The 396-nt window shown below is 69.2% G+C and carries 1 protein-coding gene; it reads right to left on the bottom strand.

Annotated elements, in window-relative coordinates; translation table 11 throughout:
- The coding region (locus tag MOV75_RS42075; protein ID WP_247008778.1) for a DUF2339 domain-containing protein at nt 1-396 on the bottom strand (396 nt) is incomplete at both ends.

Genomic DNA, 396 nt, shown 5'->3' with positions numbered 1-396 from the left:
CGAGGCCGGCGAGCGCCGGCCCGTGCAGCAGCGCGGCGGCGAGCGTGCACATTGCGACGATGCCGAGCAGCACGAAGGCGGTGGCAGGCACAAGGAAGCCGTAGAGCGCATAGGCGGCATAGATGGTCGCGAATGCCACCGCCGTACCGGCCGCGGTGAGAATCGCGGGAATGTTGGCGATCGGCAGCGCCTGGATGTTGGAAATGCTCTCCTTGCGCCGCGACCATTCGCCGGCCCCGAGCAGCGCAGCTGCGAACAGGCCGCCCAGAAACACGCGTACGCCGGGGCCGAGGAGGCCGGCCTCGATCGAATAGCGCACCATGAAGAAGCCGCCGAGCGCGAGCGCAAGGCCGCCGATCCACACCACCCAGCGGGTGCCAAGCTGCTCCTCGAAGC

This window comes from Bradyrhizobium sp. PRIMUS42, assembly GCF_023006515.1.
Taxonomy (GTDB): domain Bacteria; phylum Pseudomonadota; class Alphaproteobacteria; order Rhizobiales; family Xanthobacteraceae; genus Bradyrhizobium.
This window is presented reverse-complemented; position numbering and strand designations above follow the sequence as displayed.